18 protein-coding genes are annotated in these 18,503 nt (G+C 46.7%); 14 read left to right on the forward strand and 4 right to left on the reverse strand.

The window, feature by feature from the left end; all coding sequences use genetic code 11:
- The first annotated feature begins 4 nt into the window (after positions 1-4).
- The 5 genes from sir to NDI42_RS05230 all read left to right on the forward strand — a co-directional run bounded on the left by sir (position 5) and on the right by NDI42_RS05230 (position 4,805).
- Entirely contained in the window at positions 5-1,987 is a 1,983-nt protein-coding gene (gene sir / locus NDI42_RS05210) for a sulfite reductase, ferredoxin dependent (RefSeq protein ID WP_190451796.1), read from the forward strand.
- On the forward strand, positions 1,947-2,147 hold the full coding sequence (locus NDI42_RS05215; protein WP_190451798.1) for a hypothetical protein: 201 nt from the start codon (positions 1,947-1,949) through the stop codon (positions 2,145-2,147). The genes sir and NDI42_RS05215 overlap by 41 nt, the downstream gene beginning before the upstream one ends.
- 279 nt (positions 2,148-2,426) lie before the next feature.
- On the forward strand, positions 2,427-2,825 hold the full coding sequence (locus NDI42_RS05220) for a BON domain-containing protein (protein WP_190422595.1): 399 nt from the start codon (positions 2,427-2,429) through the stop codon (positions 2,823-2,825).
- A 62-nt stretch (positions 2,826-2,887) separates the two neighbouring features.
- Positions 2,888-3,643 carry a 16S rRNA (uracil(1498)-N(3))-methyltransferase gene (locus NDI42_RS05225; protein WP_190451930.1) on the forward strand — a complete coding sequence of 252 codons (756 nt, stop codon included), beginning with the start codon at positions 2,888-2,890 and terminating at the stop codon, positions 3,641-3,643.
- 85 nt (positions 3,644-3,728) lie between these two features.
- Positions 3,729-4,805, forward strand: a complete 1,077-nt coding sequence (locus tag NDI42_RS05230) for a tetratricopeptide repeat protein (protein ID WP_190451800.1) — start codon at positions 3,729-3,731, stop codon at positions 4,803-4,805.
- 125 nt (positions 4,806-4,930) lie between these two features.
- Here the strand turns inward: NDI42_RS05230 and NDI42_RS05235 are convergent, their stop codons facing one another.
- Positions 4,931-5,482, reverse strand: a complete 552-nt coding sequence (locus NDI42_RS05235; RefSeq protein ID WP_190451802.1) for a hypothetical protein — start codon at positions 5,480-5,482, stop codon at positions 4,931-4,933.
- A 425-nt stretch (positions 5,483-5,907) separates the two neighbouring features.
- Between NDI42_RS05235 and NDI42_RS05240 the strand changes: the two genes are divergently transcribed.
- Positions 5,908-6,597, forward strand: coding sequence for an esterase/lipase family protein (locus NDI42_RS05240; RefSeq protein WP_190451932.1), 690 nt, complete (start codon positions 5,908-5,910; stop codon positions 6,595-6,597).
- Here the strand turns inward: NDI42_RS05240 and NDI42_RS05245 are convergent.
- Positions 6,527-6,958, reverse strand: coding sequence for a VOC family protein (locus NDI42_RS05245; protein ID WP_190451805.1), 432 nt, complete (start codon positions 6,956-6,958; stop codon positions 6,527-6,529). The two genes, NDI42_RS05240 and NDI42_RS05245, sit on opposite strands and share 71 nt — an antisense overlap.
- A gap of 49 nt (positions 6,959-7,007) precedes the next feature.
- On the opposite strand from NDI42_RS05245, the gene NDI42_RS05250 reads away from it, so the two are divergent.
- From NDI42_RS05250 to NDI42_RS05265, 4 genes are all read left to right on the forward strand, one after another.
- Positions 7,008-7,781: a TIGR00297 family protein gene (locus NDI42_RS05250; RefSeq protein ID WP_190451806.1), complete on the forward strand. Its 774-nt coding sequence runs from the start codon at positions 7,008-7,010 to the stop codon at positions 7,779-7,781.
- Between the two features lie 159 nt (positions 7,782-7,940).
- On the forward strand, positions 7,941-9,860 hold the full coding sequence (locus tag NDI42_RS05255) for a choice-of-anchor Y domain-containing protein (protein WP_190451807.1): 1,920 nt from the start codon (positions 7,941-7,943) through the stop codon (positions 9,858-9,860).
- Between the two features lie 268 nt (positions 9,861-10,128).
- Positions 10,129-10,881 (forward strand): peptidylprolyl isomerase, encoded by a 753-nt coding sequence (locus NDI42_RS05260; RefSeq protein WP_190451809.1) that lies wholly within the window; start codon positions 10,129-10,131, stop codon positions 10,879-10,881.
- Positions 10,830-13,424 (forward strand): peptidase domain-containing ABC transporter, encoded by a 2,595-nt coding sequence (locus NDI42_RS05265; RefSeq protein WP_190451812.1) that lies wholly within the window; start codon positions 10,830-10,832, stop codon positions 13,422-13,424. The genes NDI42_RS05260 and NDI42_RS05265 overlap by 52 nt, the downstream gene beginning before the upstream one ends.
- Before the next feature lie 233 nt (positions 13,425-13,657).
- On the opposite strand, the gene NDI42_RS05270 is transcribed toward NDI42_RS05265, so the two are convergent.
- Positions 13,658-14,251, reverse strand: coding sequence for a DUF3611 family protein (locus tag NDI42_RS05270; protein WP_190441756.1), 594 nt, complete (start codon positions 14,249-14,251; stop codon positions 13,658-13,660).
- Positions 14,252-14,495: 244 nt separating this feature from the next.
- On the opposite strand from NDI42_RS05270, the gene NDI42_RS05275 reads away from it, so the two are divergent.
- The 3 genes from NDI42_RS05275 to NDI42_RS05285 all read left to right on the forward strand — a co-directional run bounded on the left by NDI42_RS05275 (position 14,496) and on the right by NDI42_RS05285 (position 16,168).
- A complete protein-coding gene (locus NDI42_RS05275; RefSeq protein WP_190451814.1) occupies positions 14,496-14,990 on the forward strand; it encodes a nuclear transport factor 2-like protein in 495 nt (164 codons plus the stop codon).
- 206 nt (positions 14,991-15,196) lie between these two features.
- Complete coding sequence (locus NDI42_RS05280; RefSeq protein WP_190422728.1) at positions 15,197-15,553, forward strand: PadR family transcriptional regulator; 357 nt, start codon at positions 15,197-15,199, stop codon at positions 15,551-15,553.
- 78 nt (positions 15,554-15,631) lie between these two features.
- Positions 15,632-16,168 (forward strand): cofactor assembly of complex C subunit B, encoded by a 537-nt coding sequence (locus NDI42_RS05285; protein ID WP_190451816.1) that lies wholly within the window; start codon positions 15,632-15,634, stop codon positions 16,166-16,168.
- A 193-nt stretch (positions 16,169-16,361) separates the two neighbouring features.
- Here NDI42_RS05285 and NDI42_RS05290 read toward each other — a convergent pair whose 3' ends face one another.
- Positions 16,362-16,682: a DUF3155 domain-containing protein gene (locus tag NDI42_RS05290; RefSeq protein ID WP_190422575.1), complete on the reverse strand. Its 321-nt coding sequence runs from the start codon at positions 16,680-16,682 to the stop codon at positions 16,362-16,364.
- Between the two features lie 448 nt (positions 16,683-17,130).
- Between NDI42_RS05290 and NDI42_RS05295 the strand changes: the two genes are divergently transcribed.
- The gene (locus tag NDI42_RS05295) at positions 17,131-18,489 is read left to right on the forward strand and encodes a sensor histidine kinase (RefSeq protein WP_190451818.1); all 1,359 of its coding nucleotides are present in this window, start codon (positions 17,131-17,133) and stop codon (positions 18,487-18,489) included.
- Positions 18,490-18,503 lie beyond the last annotated feature (14 nt).

Genomic DNA, 18,503 nt, shown 5'->3' on the forward strand with positions numbered 1-18,503 from the left:
TCCGATGGTAAAATCTCCGATTTCCCCAGTCCAAAAGCTTTCTAAAGTAGAAGGACTAAAAGAACGCAGTAACTATTTGCGTGAACCAGTGGCAAGTGAGCTGCTGGAAGACACCAACTGCTTCACAGAAAATGCTACTCAAATTCTCAAGTTTCACGGCTCATACCAGCAGGACAACCGGGATAACCGGGTTAAGGGTCAGGAGAAAGATTACCAGTTCATGCTGCGAACCCGCAATCCGGGGGGCTTCACACCACCAGAACTGTATCTGACCTTAGACCGCCTGGCCTCTGAATATGGTAATGGGACGCTACGCGCTACGACTCGCCAAGGCTTTCAGATGCATGGGATTTTGAAGAAAAATCTCAAAAGCGCGATCGCATCCATAATCAACAGCATGGGATCGACGTTGGGAGCCTGCGGTGACGTCAACCGCAACGTGATGGCACCACCAGCACCTTTTAAGAATCGCCCAGAATACGAGTATGCCTGGGAGTATGCCAATAATATAGCTGAGCTACTGACACCCCAGACTGGTGCTTATTACGAGATTTGGCTGGATGGCGAAAAAGCTATCAGTGCTGAAGAAAACCCAGAGGTAAAAGCGGCGCGTCAACGCAACGGCAACGGCACCATAATACACGGGAAAGAAGAACCGATTTATGGCGAGCATTATATGCCACGGAAGTTTAAGTGTGCCGTGACAGTACCGGGAGATAATTCGGTAGACTTGTACTCCCAGGATGTTAGCTTGGTGGTAATAACCAGCGCTTCTGGAGAGTTAGAAGGGTTTAACGTCTTTGCTGGCGGTGGTTTGGGACGCACTCACAACAAAGAAGAAACGTTTCCCCGGATGGCAGATCCAATTGGGTATGTAGAAAAAGATGATATCTACGACCTGATTAAGGCAATTGTCTCCACTCAAAGGGATTATGGCGATCGCGTCAACCGTCGTCATGCACGGATGAAATATCTGATTGAGGATTGGGGAGTCGAGAAATTCCGGGAAACTGTCGAAGGTTTCTTTGGGAAAAAACTGGCACCTTTTAAGGAATTACCGCCATTTAAATACGAAGATTACCTGGGATGGAACGAACAAGGCGATGGGAAGCTTTTCTTGGGAATTTCCATCGAAAATGGTCGGATTAAAGACGAAGGCGACTTTAAACTCTTGACAGCACTTCGGGAAATTCAGGAGAAATTTGCCTTACCGTTGCGCCTGACACCCAACCATAACCTGATTATTTACGAAATTGAACCAGAGCAGAAACAGGCAATTAGCCAGATTCTCCAAAATTGCGGAGTTGAGCTAGATGCAGATAAGATCGATCCATTAGTGCGGTATTCGATGGCTTGTCCAGCAATGCCTACTTGCGGTTTGGCAATCACCGAGTCGGAAAGGGCAATGCCTGGTATTCTAGATCGGTTGCGATCGCTACTGGAAAAAGTAGGATTGGCAAACGAAAAGATTATCGTGCGGATGACAGGTTGTCCGAATGGTTGTGCGCGTCCTTACTTAGCAGAGTTAGGCTTCGTTGGCAGTGCGCCTGAGTCTTATCAGCTTTGGCTGGGGGCTTCGCCGGACCAAACGCGGCTTTCCAGAGCATACATGGATCGGCTGCACATCAACGAGCTGGAAGGTGAGTTAGAGCCAATTTTTGTCTTCTTCAAGCAGTCGCGACAAACTGAGGAGAGTTTCGGAGATTTTTGCGATCGCGTTGGTTTTGATGCTATTCGCCAGTTTACTGTCGATTATGAATCTGAAGCTGTATCACCCCAGTCAGATGCTGGCTTAATTAATGAGGTGGTACTGCCAGAAGAATCTGAAATTCAAGTCTCCGCTAAAATCCGCCGTCGGATCAATGTTCGCGATGAGGTATATACTCGCTTGAAAGCAGAGGCAGCTCGTCAGGGTAAGCCAGTGACTCAGTTAGCGAGTGATGCTATTGAAGCCTATTTGCAGGCTAACCAAGCGTCGCCGGAGTAGTCGGGGCTGGGGACTGGGGACTAGGGACTGGGGACTAGGTAAGACTTTTTCCCAATCCCCAATTCCCAATCCCCGCATAGAAGGTGTCCTGACTCCCGCACAGCAGAGACAACTTCAGCAAAACCAACCAGATGACAATTCTTTTGATGATTGGTGGTAATTGGTTTTAAAGGTGTAGTTAGGCGTGCCTTTAATCTTCTGGTGTCACTCTCAGTTGTAGTTCTAGGTTGGGTGGGTGCGGCTAAGCTTTACGGAACAAAAGCTAGAAGTATTGTTTAGCTAACCGAACAAATCGCTTGTTTTGGCATTTTTAACTTTAAAAGCAACCCTATTTGGGATTAATTCCTATACCGGATGGCTAATTTCCGATGAGGGATGCAATTAGAAATAGGGAGATGTGTAATGGAAGATACAGAAACTCCGTTAGGAGAGAAGAATTATGACTTGGTTAGAAAAGCAAATTGGACAAGTATATAATAGCCAAGTAGAGAGCAAGCACGATGCTGAAGCTATTGAAGAGGAAATGAGTCCCGGACTCACTGGCGAGTATGACTTGGAGTTGCGCGAGAAAGCTGGGGTACACTCGCCTCCCCCACCTCCAGAAAATATGGGACTTGAGGGCGAATACGATTCCAACGGTTTAGTAAAGCGGGTTGCAGCTGCTTTTGATAAAGATCCGAACATCAAGAATATTGAAACCCTCGATATCGCCCAAGATGGGGGAACTATCCTTCTTAAAGGCTCTGTACCTAATCGATCCATCTTGAGTCATATCGAACAGGTAGCTGCCAAAGTAGATGGTACTAAAGCAGTAGATACTAGCCAGGTAACATATTAAGTCAGCTAAAGTTTTCCCAGCTAAAATTAAAAGTTTGGTAGTAGTCGGAAAACAAATTGGCGATGCAAAGACTAGCGATCGCACCCTCCCAATTTCAGAACCAGCAAATTATCCTGACGGCTGAACAACAGCATTACTTGAGTCGGGTGTTGCGGTTGCGGGAGGGCGATCGCTTTATTGCTATGGATGGACTCGGACACTGGTGGCTGGCTAAACTAGAGGGCAATCAGGCGCAGATTCTAGAACCAATTCTCCAGCCAAACACCGAGTTGCCAGTACCAATTACGCTGATGGCAGCTTTGCCAAAAGGCAACGGTTTTGATGAAGTGGTGCGCTATAGTACCGAAGTGGGGGTAGTAGCAATTGTGCCATTAGTAAGTGATCGCACTCTCCTGAACCCCAGCACCGGGAAACTTGAACGTTGGCGACGAATTGCTATAGAAGCATCTGAGCAATCAGAACGTCAAATCGTACCAACAATTTTAGATCCTGTTCCCTTTGCCACAGCTTTGTCATCGGCAAAGGACAAAAATTATATCTGCGTTGCGCGTGGCGACTCTCCCCATTTACGAGATTGTTTGCAAAATAAAGATTTTGCCCGGAGTGGTGATTCCCCCAATCCCCAATCCCCAATCCCCAATCCCCAACACCCATCCATTGCGATCGCAACAGGCCCAGAAGGCGGCTGGACGGCTGCTGAAATCGAGAATGCGATCGCTTCCGGCTTCCAACCTGTTTCTCTCGGTCGTCGCATCCTCAGAGCCGTCACCGCCCCACTTGTCGCCTTATCTCTGGTAGCTGCTGCTTTTGAAGATTAAAAAATTGTTGGGTAAAGTAGGATGGAAATTATCTATCCAACTCCCCAAATTTTAAATTTTTAACTTTTAATTTTTAATTCTTTCCATGCTGGAACAAGTTGCCGAAGCCTTTGAGCGCAAAGACTATAAAACAGTTGCTTGGTTACTGAAAAACCTGCTAAAACAAATGCCGCAAAATCCTACAGTGCAGCTTTATGTGGGACGACTACACGAAGAAACAGGCAAGCTGGAGGCGGCAGAAACTGTTTATCGGCAACTGCTAAGGGATGCAACCAATCCGAAGATTATGTCGCAAGCACGGCAAGGATTGCAACGTCTAGAAGCGATCGCCCAAAGAAAACGACAACAAGCGATCGCCCAAGCCACCGCTTCAAAAGAAGATACAGAAGCTGGTGTCTTAGTTCTGGAAGCCCTCAGTCAGGACGCAAAACAATCAGCTGCCCAAAGTTTAGCTCGGATTATGCAGCTAGACCCCTACAGCGCACGCCTACAATTACCCAGTCGCGGCTGGCGGCTGTACCGTACTGGCTTGGTAGGAGAAATGCGATACTACAGCCAGCAATTGCAGCAAGCTGACATTCCTTGTTTTTGGGCAAATCTGGCAGACATTGAGAAAATTAACGTTTTCAAAGTCAGCCATTTTGTCTCTGTTACTCCGCAAGTTAGCGTGGTTTGTGAAAACGATCGTTCTCAGATTGGTTCTCTCAACTTTAGCTGGTCAGAAGTGCGCGATCGCGTAGAGGGACAGTTACCCATTTTTGAAGAAGTTGTAGACCAAGATGCCCACCACAAGCTGCAATGGAAAACCAAAACCCAAGATTACGCGCAATTTTGCGACTTGCATCTCCCCGCCAGACGCAGCATACTCCGCCTCTCGGATAGCAGCTACCAGTTTCCGAAGGGTATTCCCTTCAACTCACAGCAGTCCAATCAACCCACCAACCGCACTAACTGGAATAATTTACTCACTTTCTTAAACCAGCAGCTGCAACATACACCAGTTTGGTCTGATTTCAACCTTTTTGCCCAATCAGCCCTAGATTACGCCGAAATGCTAAAACGCCTCAAGTCCCACATTCACTTGTTTCGCCGCGAAGAAACCCTCTGGGACCCTGCCTTCCAGTTGTACAGTGGGCTGGTTTTCCTCAGAAGTGCAAAATAATAGAAAAAACGTTAAGTGAACCGTATCTGGTATAAAAGGCAAAAAACAAGAATAAAAAAAGGCAAAAGAAAGAATCTTTTGCCTTTTGCTGTCCCTTTTTTAGGGGGAATTGAATGAAAGCCTTTTTATGAGTTTGGCGTTTTCACTTGACGTGCCATGTCCATGAAGTTGCTCATGCTGGGGCCTGGACGGCGACGGCTCTTAGAACTGGTAACTGGGTTCAAATATTTGGGAGCAAAAGTGGTGTCATTCGAGGCTGGAACCTTACCGTTACTAGTAGCAGGTACTGCCTCAACTCCTTCAGCAGTCTGAACTAGCTCAACTTTAGGTCTTTGAGCGATCGCTGCTGCTTCAGTTTTTTCTTCAGACTTCTTCTCAGGCTTTGGTGAATCCTTTTTAGGCGTAGACGCTTCTACTTTTGCGGGTTCTGGCTTCTTCTCTTGGGACGGTTGAGTCTTGGCGGGTTCTGGCTTCTTGTCTTGAGATTGTTGAGCCTTGACTGGTTCAGCCTTCTTCTGTCCGTTAGAGTCTTTTGACTCGTCAAGCTCCATGTAGTATCCAGACTTTTTGCCAGCTTTAGGAGCTATAGCCTTGTTGTCTTCAGACTTTTCAGAGCTAAAAAGCCCTCCGAAGAAAGCGGCAATTCCACCGAACAATTTTTTGATAAAACCGAACATTTATGATTACTCCTGGCGCTTAGATGACGTTGACTCAGTATTCAAAAAAATTGCAACAAGCAATTCTAACTTTAATTCAAGAGTGTTATTGCAAATACCACACAGAACTGCTCCTTACTAAAAGGGCGTTGCTTTACATTTGCTCTACGCGGCATCCCTAAAATTGTTATCCAGATCGAATTATGAATTTTTACGGCGGACAAGCGCAAGATTCATCGATACTTCTTTATAAAAGTTTACCTTGTTTGTTTCATCAAGTACAGTTACCCAGATGCTTACCGATGGCAGATTGCTGCCTGGTTGCAATACTTTACATTTATCTCAGATTTTGGTAAAAGAGTCAGCCAGTGGGTAGGGTGTCCCAGGCTCGTCGAAAGAAGCGATCGCATCAGTCTAAGCTGAAATTAAATGAAACTATGAGCAAAATGAACTCCAGCGACAAGCCTAACCCCGTATTACTGGTTCACGGCATCAACGACACAGCCGCCGTATTTCATAAAATGGCTCCCTACCTGACACAGCGAGGCTGGACTGTATACGATATTAGTCTCCTTCCCAACACTGGGGAAGCGGGTCTTGACTCTCTGGCTGTGCAGGTTGGCGATTACATTGCCAAAACCTTTGCACCAGAACAACCACTAGATTTAGTAGGCTTCAGCATGGGAGGCATTGTCAGCCGCTACTACGTGCAGCGACTGGGGGGAATCAAGCGGGTGCAGCGCTTTATTACTATATCAGCACCCAATAATGGAACCTGGGCAGGATACTTTCACAATGGCGAAGGCTGCTGTCAGATGCGACCTGATAGCGGTTTATTATATGATTTGAATCGGGATGTCGAGATGCTGGAGCAGCTGAATTTCACTTCTATCTGGACACCTTACGATTTAATAATTTTGCCTCCGAAAAGTTCGCAAATGCCTATAGGTAAGGACGTGCAGCTGCCGATATTATTCCACCCGTGGATGATTACAGACATCAGGGCAATTAAAGCTGTGGCTAAAGCACTCTCAGAACCACTTAAGAGCGATCGCGAAGCGTCTGCTAAGCAGAATCGCCAACTTCAGCGTACTCCCGAACGCCAAAAATCGCCTCAGCATGAGCATAATATTTAAACTCCATCAGATTATAAAACGGATCTTCTAAGAAAAAGGTGCGATGCTCTGTCAGTTGACCGGGAAAGCGATGCTTAGGCTCTTGATAAAATTGTAGCTGTCGTTGTTGCGCCCGTTCCAGCATTGCTTCCCAGTCAGACTCGGCGGTAAAAATCAGCCCAAAGTGTCTAGGATAAATACCTCGTTGCGGGGTAAGAGGTTCTTTGGTGACGTGAGCCACGAGTTGATGACCGGATAAATTTAGAATTACAGCATCGCGCGTTTCCCGTCCAACTTTGCAACCGAGTCCATCAGCGTAGTAGGCTTTGGCTTGAGCAACATTGCTGATCGGAAAGGCAAGATGAAATATTGTTGGGTTCATAGCTGTTGGCTTAATTTTGAATTAGTTTAATGTTTTCAGATTTATGCTAATGCTCTCTACGATTAATTCTGTCAATCCGTGGCTAGTAGCGATCGCATTGAATACAATTTTGGCGATTGTCGCCTATTTCGCCCCGAAAAAGCTTCTTACTCCGGCGGGATTACTCCACAGTTGGGCGCTGGGCGTTATCATCTGGGGAGCCCTCGGCTTTCCGGGATATTTAGTGGTAATGTTTTATTTTCTCGTTGGTTCTGGGGTCACGCGCATCGGTATGGCGCAAAAGGAAGCCGAGGGAATTGCAGAGAAACGTTCTGGCGCACGGGGGCCAGAAAATGTCTGGGGTTCGGCTTTTACAGCGACACTCTGCGCCTTGGGAGTGCTGGTGGCTAATTATTTAGGACAGCCCCAATGGATACCCCTACTACTGTTGGGTTACGTGGCGAGTTTCAGCACCAAACTCTCGGACACTTGCGCCAGTGAAGTCGGGAAAGCTTACGGTAAACGCACATTTCTCATCACCACTCTACAACCCGTGGCGCGGGGAACTGAAGGGGCGGTATCTTTAGAGGGGACTTTAGCTGGGATAGTGGCATCGGCAGCGATCGCACTCGTTGGCTGGGGCGTTGGTACAATTGACCTGTTGGGTGTGCTTTTGTGTGTGTTGGCGGCGTTTATTGCTACCAATTTAGAAAGTGTAATTGGTGCCACATTGCAAAGTCGCCTAGAATGGCTTACCAACGAATTAGTGAATGTAGTGAATACATTGATCGGCGCGATCGCGGCTATATTATTAGCCTTAGCTGTGTCTGCTGGAATGGGTTGAGGGTGCGATCGCTTTGTTTCCTGATTGCAGAGATTTGTGAAGGCTGTATAAAGCGACGCATGAAGATTAGTTAAATCTGACTAATAAGCTTGTCATCCTCCACAAGAAAGAAATAAATAGAGTAATCACCAGTGTTATTACTTTCAGGAGGGGATGGTTATGCCAGCAGATTATGCCGGAAACTCATTTAGTCAAGCCAGAAATATCAACCTCACTACCAATGTCACTCCCTACAGGGACTTTGTGGGTGCCGCCGATCCCTTGGACTACTACAAATTCACTCTCAGCGGTCGCAGCAGCTTGTTCCTTACCCTTGGTAGACTGAGTGCTGATGCCAATGTTCAACTGTTCAACAGCAGCAATCCGAATCAGGCGATCGCTAGTTCAACTCGAAGAGGTAGCAGGCGAGAATACATCGGTGCCACTCTAGATGCAGGCACCTACTTCGTCAAAGTTTATCGGCAAAGTGGCGATAGTTACTACAACCTGAGAATGTCTGCCAATCCTGCCACTCCCATCAATACCGCACCCGTCATTGGACTGCCAACTGGAACCGTATCTTATACTGAGAACGGACCAGGAGCGTTAATTGGGGCGGGGGCAACTGTTACTGATACCACCTCCCCCAACTTCGACACTGGCACCCTAAACGTAAGTTTAAGCCCAGTCTCTAACGCTTCTGATATCTTAGGGATTCGCAACCAAGGTACAGCGGTTGGTCAGATTGGAGTATCGGGTAATACGATCACCTACGGAGGAACCGTTATCGGTACTTATAGCGGTGGACTTACTTCTTTTTCCGTCAATTTTAATAGTAATGCCACTGCTACTGCTGCCCAAGCCTTAGTGCAAAACATCACTTATCAGAATAGCTACGACGATCAATTCAACCTTAACCGTACTGTCAGCTTTACGATGACTGATGGTGACGGTGGTACGAGTGCGACGGTAAGTAGAGGCATCACTATAATCCCAGTGAACGATGCGCCTGTAATAAGTGTACCTGGTGCCAAGACTGTAGATGAAGACACCGATTTAACAATTACAGGGATCAGTATCGGCGATCGCGATGCTGGCAGTAACCCGGTGCGAGTCACTTTATCAGTCAGCCAAGGTAAACTTACCTTTGGCTCCACAAATGGACTTAGCTTTGGCCCAGCAGGAGGAAACGGCAGCTCTACCATGACCTTCACTGGGACGCTAGCAGCCATTAACACAGCTTTTAGCAATCTTACCTACCGAGGCAACACTAACTACTTCGGTACTGACAGCATTAACATCAGTGTTAATGACCAGGGTAATACAGGTGGTGCTGCTTTGAGCGATAGTAAAACACTGGCGCTGACAGTAAATTCCGTTCCCGATACCTACACCCTCTACAATGGAACGGGTACACCGGATACCCAAGGCTATCTAGCTTTTGGAACTCAAGGCTTACCCCCCTTCGTTCCTGCTGGCACTCAAACAGCCCTTGCTGGCGGCGGAGTTAACTTAAATAGCACTTCAAATAACCTGGTTCCGGCTGGCTATAGCAACTATAGAGAAGTCTCACCTGCTACTTTGGTTAACCCATTATTCCCCACCCTTGACCGAAATAGTGGCTATACCATCAGTTTCGAGGTGAAGATTAACAGCGAAGCTCACACCAGCGATGATAACAACGACGGAAAACAAGACCGGGCAGGTTTCAGCATCACTACCATCAGCAGCGACGGACAGAAGGGCATTGAGCTAGGCTTCTGGAATAATGAAATTTGGGCGCAGGATGGTGGGCCTAATGTGCCTAATGGCCCTAATCGAACACTTTTCACTCACAGTGAGGGAGTCTTGAGGTCAACAACCAGCATGACCCAATACGATCTGAGAGTCCAAGGTAACAATTACCAGCTTCTGGCCAATGGTTCCCAAATATTGACGGGCGCACTCCGCGACTACACTGCCTTCGATCATACCAACACCATAGCTGGCCCCTTGCCTTACGATCCTTATGAGACACCTAACTTCCTATTCTTGGGTGACAATACCACTTCTGCACGCACTAATGTTGATATACGATCTATCGCGATCGCTACCGCTTAAAAAATAACTCTGTGGTTCTAGAAACTCGGTTTCTCGCTTGAAGCCGGGTTTCTGTGGACTGTGGTTCTTTGATTAGAAGATAATAGATGTGGAGAACCTATTTCATTATGGGATTCATAGCATCGGCAGCTTTTGTAAACGTTGATGACACAAAAGCGCGATCGCGATCGGGGCAACTACACTAGACTTGCTTGGGAATCCCAGCAAGTACGGAATAATTTAACCAGACATTGTATAAGTTCTGGACATCTACTTACCTCGTTACTTCATGGAAGCAGCCTTTTTGATCGTTGATGAGCAGCCCGTAACCCTTGGGCAAGCTCTAAAATATTTACAATCCTCTGGAAAACTCAATACTTTCATCGGTGAAATTCTCCGCCAGCACGTAATAGAGCAAGAATTGCAAACACTCCAAGTGCAACCGAGTTCCGCAGCAATTGAGCAAGCAGTGATTGATTTTCGCTTGCAGCGCGGTTTGACTGACCCTAAGAGTTTCCAAGAATGGCTGACTCAAAACGGTACAGACTATGCAAGTTTTCACAATCAAGTTAGTTCCGGCTTTAAGCTAGCAAAGCTTAAAGCGACGATTGCAGAGCCAAAACTACAAGAATATTTCATCGAACGTAAAATTTTTTTAGATCGGGTGGTACTCTCTCGCCTTGTTGTGGATAAACAAGAATTGGCGGAGGAGTTACATAGCCAAATTGAGGAAGGAACCAGCTTTGAGCAACTAGCCAAAGAGTATTCTCTCACCGACGACCGGATTGTGAATGGCATGATGGGGCCAGTCAGTCGCGGAACCCTACCGGATATACTCAGAGCAGCTGTTGATACAGTCAGTCCTGGCGAGTTAGTCGGGCCGTTAGAACTGGAACAAACTTGGGCTTTGTTTCGAGTTGAACAGTTTCTGCCAGCTTCGTTAGAAGATGGTCAGCTAAAGGAAGCACTACAAAATGAACTTTTTGAGCAATGGCTAGCAGCGAAAATTCAAAAACTAACGGTCAAGCTGCAAGTAAGTTGATAATTGTCGATCAATCTCAGAACTTGCCTTGGGATGCGCCACCTCTAAGCTTGCTTTCTCCTGAAGAGCAAGCGCAATTTAAAACTCAATCCGAGACACGTCGCTACACTCTGGGGGAAAAAATTTGGTCTACGGAGAGTCCCGGCGACCAGTTTTTTATTGTGTCTGGGAAGGTGCGTTTGCGGGAAGAAGGCGCGGCTAAGCCTTTGGCAACTCTGGAAGCAGGGGATTGGTTCGGTGACTTGCAGAAGCTTTCCGGACTTTTCAAGGCGGTAGCAGCCAGCAAAGAAGTGATAGTAGTGCGTTGGGATGCTTCGCTGTGGAGTGAGTTTTCATCGCCAGAAATTGATAGTTTCTGGCAGCAGGAAGGTAGCGCAGACATCTTGCCTGTGTTGGATGCCCCAGTAGAAAATGAGCGACGCGCTCCGATACAAAATTATCCCTTTGTTTCCAGTCTCAATACAGCAGCTGCTTGTTTAACAATGGTGGCGCAGCAGCTGGAAAACCCTGCCCCCCTGGAGTGGGTGCAGCGCCAGTTGCGGGGACAACGCCCTCGAAATCTGGTGGAAGCTGGAGAAAAAATGGGGCTGGTGCTACGACGGGTGATAGTTTCGCTTAAAGAGTTGCGAAAGCTAACTTTGCCAGCGTTGCTGCACTGGCAACAGGAAAGCTGGGTTGTGGTGTACGAGATTAGAGGCGATCGCTTAATTATCGCTAATCCCCTCAATCCCAGTCAAATTTGCGAAAGCGTTCCTCTGTCTGCGGTGGAAACTGCTTGGGATGGGCAACTTTGGCAAGTTGAACCGATCCAAAAGCAGGATAAATTTAACCTTAGTTGGTTTTTACCTGCGGTTTGGCGCTATCGGGGATTATTGTCTGAGGTGCTGTTTGCCTCTTTCACGTTGCAGTTATTGGGTTTAGCTACACCATTAATTACGCAAGTAGTGATTGATAAGGTGATGGTGCAGGAGAGTTTGCCGACTTTGGATGTAATGGCGATCGCTCTATTGTCTGTTGCTATATTTGAAGCAGTTTTAGGCGTTTTGCGCTTATTCATCTTCACCCATACGGCACGCCGTCTAGACCTCAGCTTATCAGCGCAGTTGTTCCGTCACCTGATGCGGCTACCTTTGGCTTATTTTGAGTCGCGCCGGGTGGGAGACACGGTGGCGCGGGTACAGGAACTGGAAAATATCCGCCAGTTTCTCACTGGTACAGCGATGACTGTGATTTTAGACAGCATCTTTGCCGTGGTGTACCTGACATTGATGTTTTACTACAACGTCAAACTCACCTTTGTCGCCCTAGCGGTGATTCCCCTATTTGCCATTTTGTCAATTGTTGCCACGCCGATTTTGCGAAACTGGCTGAACGAAACCTTTAACCGCAGTGCGGACAGTCAATCTTTTCTCGTCGAGACGGTGACGGGGATTCACGCTGTGAAGGCTCATGCGGCGGAGAGGACAACACGCGATCGCTGGGAAGGATTATTTGCCCGTTTCATCCGCACCGGATTTAAAGCTTCCACCACCTCCAATATTAGCAACAATATCGGCGACTTTCTCACCAACTTTTCCAACCTACTAATCCTCTGGTTTGGAGCCACCCTAGTCATCAGCCAGAAGCTCACAATCGGTCAGCTAGTCGCCTTTCAAATGCTTTCCGGTAGGATGACCGGGCCACTTTTACGTTTAGTACAACTCTGGCAAAACCTGCAACAAGTTCTGCTATCTGTAGACCGAATTGGAGATATTCTCAACGTCGCCCCCGAAGCCGAACCAGGTTCCGGTTTAGTTTTACCGACCCTACAAGGTCAAGTCACCTTTGACCAAGTTTTCTTCCGCTACCATGCTAATCAAGAACCAATTTTACGTGGAATTTCCTTCAAAGTTCAGCCAGGGATGTTTGTTGGAATTGTCGGTAGAAGTGGCTCAGGGAAAAGTACCCTTTCTAAACTTTTGCAGCGACTTTACAGCGTTGAATCAGGGCGCATTCTTATCGATGGATTTGATATTAAAAGTGCTGATTTATCATCTCTGCGGCAACAAATTAGTGTAGTCCTCCAAGAAGATTTTCTCTTCAACGGTTCCATATTAGAAAACATCACTTTGGGCAATCCAGATATCACCGCCGAACAAGTTGTAGAAGCCGCTCGATTAGCAGCCGCCCACGACTTCATCAGCGAACTACCTCAAGGTTACGAAAACCCTGTCGGGGAGCGCGGTACAGCCTTGTCTGGAGGACAGCGGCAAAGAATTTCTTTAGCTCGTCTTTTCCATTCGCAAGCCCCGATTTTAATTCTCGACGAAGCCACTAGCGCCCTTGATAGTGAAACTGAGCAACAAGTTCTACAAAACATCCAGAAGGTTTCGCAAAATCGCACAGTATTTATGATTGCTCACCGCTTTGAACCACTCAAGCGAGCCGATTTAATATTGGTACTGGAAAAAGGCGTTTTGATGGAACAAGGAACCCACTCGGAACTGATGCAAAAGAAAGGATTGTATTACTCACTCTATCAGCGCCAACAATCAACCGTTTAAGCTAGTAAATTGGGTTGAGGAACGAAACCCGACACTCCTAAAACTTTAACTCGCTCTATCAGCGCTATATTAACCTAATACAAATTAGATTACGGCGCAATGGATTCTTAAATATAAATTTAACTATATCAGGCAAGTAAAGTGCTTTAGAAAGGGGATTATGAATTGAGGAACATACTAGCAATTCTTCTGTTCCCCAGCCCGTCGTGAATCCCCTCCTTTCTAACCCTCTGTTACTGTTTATTAACGCGACTGAGCAACCATAAAGAAACAATAACTCCCGCAACGTGGGCGGTAATCGTATGGGTATTTGCCAGCACCACAAAGATATCCAATGGTTGAATGAGCCGATTAATAAATTGAGGATCGTAGATTGCCACACCACCCTGAGCCTGAGAAAGAGACTTTGCCAGTAGAGTGCCAGTAATCGCTTCTGCCCCCACAACCGCCAGCAGTAGCCCTACCAAACTCACGGTTAATCCAAATCTTAAAACTTTAATCGCATCTGCCTTCTTAGGGCGCAGATTAGGATTAGAATCTTTTAACTGTAAGCCTAAACGGGTGTATCGAAAAGCCTGATAAATGCTGAAATAAAGCACTAAAAGGCCGCAAACAGCAAAAAATATACTGCCCCCAGTCCCCGGATTACTGGCACCACCCCCGCCAGCACGGGGCCCGGCAGATGGGATGGCAAACAAAAAAATCAGGGTGGAGACAACAGATAGCACTAACTGAACCCAAAAGCCTATCCAGCCTGTTATGCGGAAAGCACTGGCAATCCGTTGTATAGCTGAAGGAACGGGAGGAGAGTCAAACTTTTCTTGCATGGCTTGATTTTAAGGCGGCTTGATTCCGGATGTCTCTAAACAAAAGGTGTTGTGTTGAACAAGTAGCGATCGCTCTCTGGTTTTAGAGTAATCTCTCTAGTCAACAAAATACAAAGATGTTTAAACTCTGGAGAACTTTTAAGTCAACCTCGCCGTCACTCTGTCAAGAGCAGGCACCCGAATCACTTTGTGATTAAACGCCTGCCTTTTTCAAGAGCAGCCCAATCGAATTGGAAGCAGCATTATGAAGTTTCTGCAACCGACTCTTAGGCAGCATTTAGTTTCCGCCACTTACGCCATTGCTTTGGTGTGCAGTTTGGTGGTCTACCAAGGTGCCTTTACTCCAAAACCGCTTTCTGTGGTTCAGAAGCACTTTCGCGCGATCGCCACCGAAGATCCAGAGCTTACAGTCACTCAATACAGTGACAATGCCATTCTAATCCGATCCTATGGCGCTCTGGATGAAGTTTATCAGGGTCAGTCAATCTACCCAGCCTGGGAGGAATTTTTTTCAAAGTACCACATTCAAGACTTCCAGGTTGTCAAAAAACATCTTTCTGGCGACGATCTGGCATTTGGCAAACAAACCAATCGCGTAATCGAAGCCCAGATCGCGATCGCTGCCAAGTCTAACCACGGAACTCCTGTAGTGCTGTCAATTTCCTACAAAGTCCAATTCGATAAAAATGGCAAAATCACCCATGAACTCTGGCAGGTCAACCCAGAACTGAGTGTCTAAAATTAATGGTATCGTTCAGTCTTTTTGTGAGAGAAAAGCACTAAAGCAACGAACTATTTACGTCTATAAGGGTGCATACAAGGGTGCAAGGGTGAGAAACGCGCCGATTGACGGGTGAATTTTCCGGGTTGATAAAAGCATCGTTAGTTTGGGGAAACATATCCCATTCCAAATTGTTTGGCTGGGGAGCTTAATGAGTTATGCACATGAAATTTGAGGATATATATCAGTTTTTTCAAGACCCTCCTCCCACTTATCTCAACAAGGAACTAGCGGTGTGTTATGTCCTTTGGGTCTTGTTGGGTGGGGAATCTTACGGGACAGAACTGATCGGACGACTTGAGAGTGAATATCCAACCTATCGACTCTCTGATACCGTCCTTTACAGCGCCCTAAAATTCCTAGAAGACCAAGCTGCCATCACTGGTTATTGGAAAAAAGTGGAAGGGCGAGGAAGACCGCGCCGAATGTATCAAATTCGCCCAGAGTGCCGGGATCAAGCTCTAGACCTTGCCCGTCTTTGGGACGACTATACGATGAGGGGGGATAAACAAGCAATCTGAAGAAAGTGCCAAATATTGGCGATAGGCGATACGCTATAGGCTATTGCCTATTTCTCATTGGCTGAAAGCTAGAAATCCGTGAATACGACTGTTTTATCCTCAACGTTTTTGTTAACACTGTTGTTGGCAGTTGGTCTATTTTTCTTTATTCGAGCCTCCGCAAAAGACCGAACCCAACAAGTACAACTCATTACAGAGCAACCAGAAGAATCCCTTCTAACTCAATTGCAGCAGTATTTTGACAATAGGGCCTATCAGGTTGCTGCCGTGGATGCGGCGCAAAATCAAGTTACATTTCAGGGATTTGTCCGCCCTAGCTGGTTTTTGGCTATTTTCCTGAGCCTGCTAGCCTTTTGTGGCTTCCTGTGTCTAGCACTCGTTTTAGCGATGCTTTTTCCCAATCTGGCTAAAGTCTTTCTTGGTTTAGTTCTCCTATCGCCAGCAGCTGGAGTATTTTACTGGAAAAAAGCTGGTCGCAAGGAGCAGGTATCTCTCAAGGTGGAAGCCTTAGCAAGTGAAGCCACGGGAACCAAAAGCCTAATTACTGTCACTGCCCATCGTGATGAACTGGCGGCTTTGCAAGAGGCGCTGCAATTAAAGCCTGTGATTGAATAATCTATATTAACTCAAGGGTTGGAAAGGGGAAGGATGAGCAAAAAGAGTAAAAGGGAAAAAGCGCCCCAAATAAAGGATGTAGCTTTGCTTCTCCGAATCTTAGAGACCAGACCGGAAAAAGTGAAGAATTCTTTTTTGTATGAGAGCCTTTTGCTTTTTACTTTTTTACTTCATCCTTCAGCCTTCCCACGTCTCAGTTGCTACGAACAGCCGCAACTGTAGGCGTTTGGGCGCTATTGTCCATTATCCTGAGACTGGGGAACAGAAAATGGTTTTCTTCCACATATTGAGCGCCAAACAATCCTTTTTCTGCCCAGAAGTACCGATCTGTGGTGTGTTCGTTCCGCTTTACGAGTAGCAAAGCGGGTGGAAGTATTCCCTCGGTTTGAATAAACCTTCTCGCAGCCGTGACCGGTTTATCTTCGCCGCTTTCGATACTAAACTGAGGCACGTGTTCTAGAATTCTCCGTCCTTCCTGCCGACGGCGACTTTTACGCTTACGTCTTCTAGCCAACGTCATTACCTCCTATTTATATTTGACAGTTGTAATGATAGATACAAAAACCGTCGCAAGTATATCGGTTTGAGTTCAAAATATCAACTGCTTTTCATAGACTGATACAAATCAAGCAGAAGTTTAGAGATTCAAATAAAACAAAAGCAACTGGGGAATAGAGACTCTATAAGCTACCTTGCGCCTCTTAAACTTTAGCTTAACCCTAAAATTCGCTTAATTACCTTGTTTATGGGAAAATTTAGGTAGTCGAAAATATGTATCAAACTGGGATAATACCGGAAAAAATATAAATTTATTAACAAAGTTTAAAAAAAATTGACAAATTTGCACGCCTTTTGACTCTTGCACCAGTTGCACCCAGGCGCGACATCATAGAAAGAAAGCGAGATCGGGATAATTCTACTCGGTGAAGCCGTTAAACATCGAAACAAAGGCGAATGTGTTTATGCCTACCAGTTCAGAATTCGTTGCTCTGTGCCAATCGCAGGTGGCACTGTTAACTCAAGGGCTGGGTGCTGCCTTGAGCGTCGTGTATTTGACCGAAGAACTGGTAGATGGTGTCCCAGCTAAGCTAAGACCAATTGTGGCTTACCCGCCGACAGCGAGGTCGTGGGAAACGGAGCGGGCTTTGGTCGCACCTTCTAAGGGGTCGATGGAATCTATTCCTCGGTTACGAGAAGCTTCCCGCCTGATGATTGCCCAAGAGTCGGCTCATACGCCCCAGAAGGGCGCGGATGAGGGTATAGTGCGATCGCCCGATACCGATCATGCTATAAGCGGTTCCTCTCGTCAAATCGTACTACCCCTGATTCATGAGGGTGTGGTGATGGGGTTTTTACTAACAGCGCGGGAAGACAGACCTTGGAACGAGGGAGAACGAGCGGCAATTGAACGCATTGCTGGGACGCTGGCGATCGCTTGTTTTCTAGATCAACGCTCTGAATGGTTCGAGCAGCAGTTAAGTAAGCAACAGCGTCTTGGGGAGCAACAGCGCGACCTTTTAGACGATCTTGTACACCAATTTCGCAATCCCTTAACAGCTTTGCGGACGTTTGGCAAATTGCTCGTCAGAAGACTGCGACCGGGAGATGCTAACCGGGAAGTTGCTAACAGCATCGTGCGTGAAAGCGATCGCTTGCAAGAATTGCTCTTGCAGTTCGATCGAGCAGTTGCTATGAATCAAGAAGAGCTAGAACCAAGTTATACACTGCCGTTAGCGTCGGTGCCAATTGCGCCTTCTTGCCCATTACCTGCATCCCACTCCCTACTTCCCGATTCAGCGCTGACGTTGGAATCTTGCTCGGTAGCGGAAGTTTTGTCACCGCTTTTAGTTAACGCAAAAGCGATCGCCTCTGAGAGAAATCTGACTTTACTTTCCAAAATTTCCCCAAACTTGCCGCCAGTGCAAGCTGATGCCAAAGCGTTGCGCGAAGTGTTGAGCAATCTAATAGACAATGCCTTGAAGTATACTCCAGCCGGAGGACAGGTTTATATTCAGGCAGGAGAGCAGCGTTCCTCGCCGCAAGGAAATTTTCAAGCGATCGCCATTAGCGATACCGGCCCCGGCATTCCAACCCAAGATAGAGAGCATCTGTTTGAGCGACATTATCGCGGAGTTCAGGCAGAAAGCGACATACCTGGGAGTGGATTAGGGTTAGCGATCGCGCGAGATTTAGTCCAACAAATGCAGGGTGAAATAGAAATAAAAAGCCCAGCTGTATTAAGCTGGGCTTCTGATAGTTCCCCCCATACCTCAAGACCGGGAACAACATTTATTGTTTGGTTGCTAATTGCGAATGACTAATTGCTAACTTCTGC

It is taken from the genome of Funiculus sociatus GB2-C1 (assembly GCF_039962115.1).
Lineage (GTDB): Bacteria > Cyanobacteriota > Cyanobacteriia > Cyanobacteriales > FACHB-T130 > Funiculus > Funiculus sociatus.

Bases quoted from the DNA above. Each gene is read 5' to 3' on its own strand.
- sir (WP_190451796.1), top strand. From the start codon at position 5: ATGGTAAAATCTCCGATTTCCCCAGTCCAAAAGCTTTCTAAAGTAGAA.
- NDI42_RS05220 (WP_190422595.1), top strand. From the start codon at position 2,427: ATGACTTGGTTAGAAAAGCAAATTGGACAAGTATATAATAGCCAAGTA.
- NDI42_RS05225 (WP_190451930.1), top strand. From the start codon at position 2,888: ATGCAAAGACTAGCGATCGCACCCTCCCAATTTCAGAACCAGCAAATT.
- NDI42_RS05230 (WP_190451800.1), top strand. From the start codon at position 3,729: ATGCTGGAACAAGTTGCCGAAGCCTTTGAGCGCAAAGACTATAAAACA.
- NDI42_RS05235 (WP_190451802.1), bottom strand. From the start codon at position 5,482: ATGTTCGGTTTTATCAAAAAATTGTTCGGTGGAATTGCCGCTTTCTTC.
- NDI42_RS05240 (WP_190451932.1), top strand. From the start codon at position 5,908: ATGAACTCCAGCGACAAGCCTAACCCCGTATTACTGGTTCACGGCATC.
- NDI42_RS05245 (WP_190451805.1), bottom strand. From the start codon at position 6,958: ATGAACCCAACAATATTTCATCTTGCCTTTCCGATCAGCAATGTTGCT.
- NDI42_RS05250 (WP_190451806.1), top strand. From the start codon at position 7,008: ATGCTCTCTACGATTAATTCTGTCAATCCGTGGCTAGTAGCGATCGCA.
- NDI42_RS05255 (WP_190451807.1), top strand. From the start codon at position 7,941: ATGCCAGCAGATTATGCCGGAAACTCATTTAGTCAAGCCAGAAATATC.
- NDI42_RS05260 (WP_190451809.1), top strand. From the start codon at position 10,129: ATGGAAGCAGCCTTTTTGATCGTTGATGAGCAGCCCGTAACCCTTGGG.
- NDI42_RS05265 (WP_190451812.1), top strand. From the start codon at position 10,830: ATGGCTAGCAGCGAAAATTCAAAAACTAACGGTCAAGCTGCAAGTAAG.
- NDI42_RS05270 (WP_190441756.1), bottom strand. From the start codon at position 14,251: ATGCAAGAAAAGTTTGACTCTCCTCCCGTTCCTTCAGCTATACAACGG.
- NDI42_RS05275 (WP_190451814.1), top strand. From the start codon at position 14,496: ATGAAGTTTCTGCAACCGACTCTTAGGCAGCATTTAGTTTCCGCCACT.
- NDI42_RS05280 (WP_190422728.1), top strand. From the start codon at position 15,197: ATGAAATTTGAGGATATATATCAGTTTTTTCAAGACCCTCCTCCCACT.
- NDI42_RS05295 (WP_190451818.1), top strand. From the start codon at position 17,131: ATGCCTACCAGTTCAGAATTCGTTGCTCTGTGCCAATCGCAGGTGGCA.